General features: G+C 58.4%; 5 protein-coding genes, 3 rRNA genes and 1 pseudogene. 7 read left to right on the top strand and 2 right to left on the bottom strand.

The genetic code is table 11. The features are described 5' to 3' along the window. Both BMIN_RS07850 and rrf read left to right on the top strand, forming a co-directional pair. Positions 1-274 (top strand): 23S ribosomal RNA (locus BMIN_RS07850); the annotation flags it as partial. Positions 275-436: 162 nt separating this feature from the next. Continuing rightward, positions 437-553 (top strand): 5S ribosomal RNA (rrf, locus tag BMIN_RS07845). A 336-nt stretch (positions 554-889) separates the two neighbouring features. On the opposite strand, the gene BMIN_RS07840 is transcribed toward rrf, so the two are convergent. Continuing rightward, positions 890-1381 (bottom strand): FadR/GntR family transcriptional regulator, encoded by a 492-nt coding sequence (locus tag BMIN_RS07840; RefSeq protein ID WP_238565656.1) that lies wholly within the window; start codon positions 1379-1381, stop codon positions 890-892. Then, positions 1354-1623, bottom strand: a complete 270-nt coding sequence (locus BMIN_RS09030) for a GntR family transcriptional regulator (protein WP_238565655.1) — start codon at positions 1621-1623, stop codon at positions 1354-1356. The genes BMIN_RS07840 and BMIN_RS09030 overlap by 28 nt, the downstream gene beginning before the upstream one ends. Positions 1624-1841: 218 nt before the next feature. Between BMIN_RS09030 and BMIN_RS07835 the strand changes: the two genes are divergently transcribed. From BMIN_RS07835 to BMIN_RS07820, 5 genes and pseudogenes are all read left to right on the top strand, one after another. Continuing rightward, positions 1842-2375, top strand: a complete 534-nt coding sequence (locus BMIN_RS07835) for a gluconokinase (protein ID WP_026647669.1) — start codon at positions 1842-1844, stop codon at positions 2373-2375. A 163-nt stretch (positions 2376-2538) separates the two neighbouring features. Then, a pseudogene (locus BMIN_RS07830) lies at positions 2539-3877 on the top strand (GntP family permease). An 88-nt stretch (positions 3878-3965) separates the two neighbouring features. Next, positions 3966-4367, top strand: coding sequence for an NAD(P)-binding domain-containing protein (locus BMIN_RS09250; protein ID WP_238565653.1), 402 nt, complete (start codon positions 3966-3968; stop codon positions 4365-4367). Further along, complete coding sequence (locus tag BMIN_RS09245; protein ID WP_238565652.1) at positions 4345-4854, top strand: hypothetical protein; 510 nt, start codon at positions 4345-4347, stop codon at positions 4852-4854. The genes BMIN_RS09250 and BMIN_RS09245 overlap by 23 nt, the downstream gene beginning before the upstream one ends. A gap of 414 nt (positions 4855-5268) precedes the next feature. Next, positions 5269-5772 (top strand): 16S ribosomal RNA (locus tag BMIN_RS07820); the annotation flags it as partial.

Raw genomic sequence — 5772 nt, 5'->3', positions numbered from 1 at the left:
GGAATCTTGAGGAGACCTGCCCATAGTACGAGAGGACCTGGGTGGACGAACCTCTGGTATGCCGGTTGTCACGCCAGTGGCACCGCCGGTTGGCCACGTTCGGAAGGGATAACCGCTGAAAGCATCTAAGCGGGAAGCCTGCTCCAAGATTAGGATTCCGTGGGGCCATCGAGCCCCTGGAGACCCCATGCAGAACACATGGTCGATAGGCCGGACGTGGAAGCCCCGCGAGGGGTGGAGCTGACCGGTACTAATGGTCGAGAGGCAATCACACTCCCCATCGCTGATGGGGCGTGGGGATCCCGGCGTCTGTTCCCGTTCGACAGGGAGCATGATGGTCACGGGACGATCCTCGAGGCTGCGCACGCGTCCACCGTCCGGTTCCCGGACCACCACGGGCCATCCCATGCCCGCGCGTGGGGTGATAGTTGAGATTTGCGGCGGCCATGGCCCAGGTGAGACGCCCGGCTCCATTCCGAACCCGGAAGCTAAGGCCTGGCACGGCGATGGTACTGCACTCGATAGGGTGTGGGAGAGTAGCGCGCCGCCGCATCACGTGATCGGACCCCGGTCGAGCCTTCGGGCTCCCGGGGTCCTTCCATGCCCGGAACACGAACGAACACCCAAACACACAAGTCACGCCTCCACCTGCACACCGACACTTGTCTTCTTCCACGATGGAATCGGCTTCGAATTTGTCCATGCAATTTTGCCCATCCGGATTTCCGGCGGAGTCAGGCTGGACGGCGGATACCGCCATTTACTTCGTGGTTGATGATGAGTAGAGCAATCAAGTGAAGCACTCAATGGCAAAATGAGCACAGCGGTTAATGGATAAAGCAATCAATCTTTCAGATTCAATATCGCGTCGGCAATCGAGTCGGCGCCATCAGATCGCCGATAGACCGAGTGCTGAATTCACCTCATTCACGATGTCCAGCATGGCATTATGGGCCGCCGAACCGTCGCCGTTCAGAACGGCGCGGTAGACCTGTTCATGTGCATTCAGCGCCGACTCTTCGGGCTGCCGCGGGTACATATTGATCTCCACCCTGCCTCTCAGAACGCTTTCAACTGAAGAACTCAGCTCTGCGAAAAGCGGATTGCCGCTGTGCAGCAGGATCGAGGTATGAAAGTCCACATCCAGATCGTGGAAATCATCGAGGCGGGATTCGCGCACGGCCTTGATCATGTCGTGGCCAATGACCGCGACGCGCGTCCGCGCCTCGATCGAACCCCGTACGGCGCAGCCTGTAGCTGCGGCTGGCTCCACCGCCAAACGCAACTCGGTGAGGGCGCGCAATTCATCCTTGCGGTAGGAAGAGTGGAGCTTCCATGATATGACGCGGGAATTTAAATCATCCAATGTTCGGGAGGGCATGCGATAACTCCCGTTCCGCGTTGAAATTGGGCGCAGCCCAGAGACGTCAGAAGCCGAGTGGCCTCGCGGGCGACCGTCCGGGAAATCGAAAAACGGGTCTGGATCTCTTCCAGCGTGACGCTTGAGCCAGGCGCCCAGGAATCGTCCAGAATCTGATGCGCGAGAGCATCGGCAATGTATATATGCAGCGGCTCATTGCCGTTTTTGCCCGCAGGCAGAGAATGTGATGCAGACGCAGCCATAATACCCTTTCACTGGACTTCCATCGTATGACGATGTCGATTCTCCTGCAGGCCCACGCCCGGCGCCATACATGGTACCAGTTTGAGTTCCGAGGCCATGTCTGATGGTCTGACGCGGGTATGTTCTGACGTCTATGCAGGTAGAGACTCTCTACTACTTGACAAAGACTCTTAATCGAATCTAGACTGATCGAGCCATGTATTTCAAGGGAGCAATTATGGCAATTCATATTGTGGTTATGGGCGTCGCGGGTTGTGGCAAGTCAACCGTCGTCGAAGCGATAAAGGAACAATTGGGATACACGCTTGCCGAGGGCGGTGATTTCCACCCGCAAGCGAACATCGACAAGATGTCCGCCGGAATTCCGTTGACGGATGCCGATCGTTGGCCTTGGCTTGATGTCATCAACAGATGGATGATTGCTCGAGAGAGCCTCAGGGAGAATACCGTCGTCTCGAGTTCCGCGTTGAAGCGTGCGTATCGCGAGGCCCTTTCAAGAGATATGAACGTCTATTTCCTCTTTCTGAGCGGTTCAGAGGAACTTATACGACAGCGGCTGTCCGAGCGCAAGGGGCATTTTATGCCGCCGGCTCTCCTTCCAAGCCAGTTCGAGATTCTGGAGCCATTGTCGTCGGATGAGAATGGCGTGAAGATCTCGATTGAAGGAAGCGCAGACGATGTCGCTCGTCGCGCGGTGGAAGCCGTTCGGGCATACGAAAAGGCACAGCGGCAGGTAATCAGCGGCAGGTAATCAGATGGAAGCCGGACCACATAATGATCGGGCACTGGGAATCCAGATGCATGCGCATGGGGCATGAAGATCACATCCTGATGGCGGCGCATCACGGATATGGATATGCCAATGCGCGTAGTTGACGGTCGGCTGGTTGAGATTCACAGATCAAGGAGGATTTATGAGTTCGCTAATCGTCACGGCGGTTCTGGGCATCGCGCTCATCGTAGTTTTGATCGCAGTCGTCAAGGTTCATCCGTTTCTGTCGTTAATGATCGGTTCGGCGGCCACCGCAATCATGGCCGGAGTTCCCTACTACAAGAGCCTGGATAGCTTTACCGACGGTGTGGGGAGCACCGTATCCTGCGTTGGATTGCTGGTTGCACTGGGCGGGATCATCGGTATTCTGCTCACTCGCTCAGGCGGCGCGGACGTCATCGTGGACACCATTCTTGCGAAGGCCCCGCGAAACAAGCTCAGCTGGGCAATGGCGTTGAGCGCGTTCATCGTGGGCATTCCGCTGTTCTTCGAAGTTGGTGTAGTAATACTCATCACGATAATTCTTCTGGCGGCCCGTCGGGCGAAGATGCCCGTCGTCGCCCTGGGCATCCCGGCTCTTGCGGGCCTGTCCGCATTGCACGCATTCATCCCCCCGCATCCCGGGCCTTTGGTGGCCATCGATGCGCTGAAAGCCAATCTCGGCCTGACTCTTGGACTGGGGTTGCTCGTAGCGATTCCAGTGGTCGTTGTTTCCGGTCCGCTGATGGCTCGCTGGATGGTGAAGCTCGTGCCGATTATGGCCTCTGAAGTGGATGCCGGGGAGACGCGGGAGCCGTCCGAGCATCGTCCGACGTTCTTTGAAGCGATCAGCGTCATTCTTCTTCCGGTCGTTCTGATGCTCGCGGCGAGCATGGTGGATGTCCTTGGCATGACGGGCACTCCCGTCGGACGCGCGATTGCGTGGGTCGGAACCCCTTTGGAGGCGCTGACCATTACGACGATCTTCGCCATGGTCCTGCTCGCTTTCCGTGCAAAGTGGAGCCGGGAGAACCTCAACTCCATCGTGGCTCATCCTTCTCATCCATCGCGGGGATCCTGCTGATCGTGGCTGCAGGCGGAGGCTTCAAGCAGACCCTGGTGGACTCCGGAATCGGCAACGATATTGCTTCGGGCATTATGCAGGCGAATCTTAACCCGCTTGTTGCCGGATGGCTCGTGGCCGTGCTTATTCGTTTGGCAACGGGCTCGGCGACAGTGACGACCGTGACCGCTTCCGGCATCGTCGTCCCCCTGCCACGAACCTGAGCCCGGTGCAGCTTTCCCTTTTTGTTCTTGCGATTGGTGCCGGTTCCATCTTCCTGTCCCATGTCAACGATGCGGGCTTCTGGCTGGTGAAGGAGTATTTCGGCATGACCGTGGGGCAGACGTTCAAGACCTGGTCCCTGATGGAGACCGTGCTGTCCGTCTCGGGCTTGATCGCGGTGTTGGCCGTGTCGCTGCTCGTGTCACTGGTGATGTAAACACGCTCCCCCCGATTCGTCGGCATGGCATCGCACGTGAATCGCGTGGGAAAACAATAAAGAGAATTGCTCGAACGGAGAAAGAAACATGCAGCTTGGAGTAATCGGCCTAGGTCGAATGGGTGGGAATATGGTCAAGCGTCTTCGCGAGGATGGGCATGATGTCGTGGGCTTCGATCTCAGCCCGGAGTCCTCGCGTGATGTGGACAGCGTGGAAGCGTTGGTGGGAAGGCTTGCCTCCCCACGCGTTGTGTGGGTTATGGTTCCAGCGGGCAAGCCGACCGATGAAACCATCGATGCCTTGAGAAGACTCCTTGATGGAGGCGACCTCGTCATCGACGGTGGAAACTCTCATTACGTGGACGACTCGGTCCATGCGGAGCAATTGTCGGCGAAGGGCGTTCACTTCATGGACGTCGGGGTCTCCGGCGGCGTCTGGGGGGGGGGGCGGAACGCGGTTATGCCTGATGGTGGGCGGGTCCAAAGATGACTTCGAACATGTCCTTCCGATTTTCGACAGTCTGAAGCCCGAAGGCGATGATGGATTGGTGCTCGCAGGACCAGTTGGCGGCGGCCACTTTGCGAAGATGGTCCACAACGGCATCGAGTACGGCATGATGCAGGCGCTCGGAGAGGGTTTCGAAACCATGATGCGCTCGGATTTGATTGACGATCCTTCCGGGGTCATGGCCTCATGGCGTCAGGGATCCGTGGTGCAGTCCTGGCTGCTGGACCTGTTCGCTCTGGCTGCTGATGATGATCCGGCACTAAGGAGTGTGCCCCCGGTGGCGAATGAATCCGGCGAGGCGAAGTGGATGGTTGCGGCGGCGCTTGAGCTCGGCGTCCCGACTCCAGCCACAGCGGCAGCGCTGTGGGCCCGCCAGGTGTCGCGTGGCGCCGGTTCGGACACTCTCCGAGTTGTGTCGGCCTTGCGCGCGGAGTTCGGAGGGCATGTCACGAAAAGGAATAGCAGATAATCACGGAAACACTTTCAACGCCGCGCGGCAGGTGCAATGTTTTTGGTTGTTGTGGTGGTGGTTGTGCGACACGCCGTGGGAGGCGCGTGCTGGCGCGGTTCGCGGGGCGTGCGCGCGCGTCCGGTTTGCGTGCGGGGCGTGCCTCGTGTAAGTTTATCCATTGCTGCCCGACGGCGGTGGCTGGTCCCGGAGGGGCCGGCGGCCGGGTCGGAGTGGTGGTGGTTTGAGAACTCAAGAGCGTGTTTTGTACTACTTTTTATAGTCAATGATTGATTGCCAGTCCGGTGTCGGCCCCGTTCGCGGGGTGGCCGAGGGGCCTTGAACGCCACCGGGGTTTTGTGTGGACCGTTGTCCTTATCAACGGTCCCGTCAATGAATATATATGAGGGTCTTTTGAAGATCCTTCATGGTTTTTCTATGGAGGGTTCGATTCTGGCTCAGGATGAACGCTGGCGGCGTGCTTAACACATGCAAGTCGAACGGGATCGGCCAAGCTTGCTTGGCCGTGAGAGTGGCGAACGGGTGAGTAATGCGTGACCAACCTGCCCCATTCTCCGGAATAGCTCCTGGAAACGGGTGGTAATGCCGGATGCTCCACATGACCTCATGGGATTGTGGGAAAGGGTTACTGGAATGGGATGGGGTCGCGTCCTATCAGGCTTGTTGGTGGGGTAACGGCCCACCAAGGCTTCGACGGGTAGCCGGCCTGAGAGGGCGACCGGCCACATTGGGACTGAGATACGGCCCAGACTCCTACGGGAGGCAGCAGTGGGGAATATTGCACAATGGGCGAAAGCCTGATGCAGCGACGCCGCGTGCGGGATGAAGGCCTTCGGGTTGTAAACCGCTTTTGATTGGGAGCAAGCGAGAGTGAGTGTACCTTTCGAAGCACCGGCTAACTACGTGCCAGCAGCCGCG

Origin of the sequence: Bifidobacterium minimum (assembly GCF_000741645.1) — a bacterium.
In the GTDB taxonomy this organism is placed as follows: Bacteria; Actinomycetota; Actinomycetes; order Actinomycetales; family Bifidobacteriaceae; genus Bifidobacterium; species Bifidobacterium minimum.
This window is presented reverse-complemented; position numbering and strand designations above follow the sequence as displayed.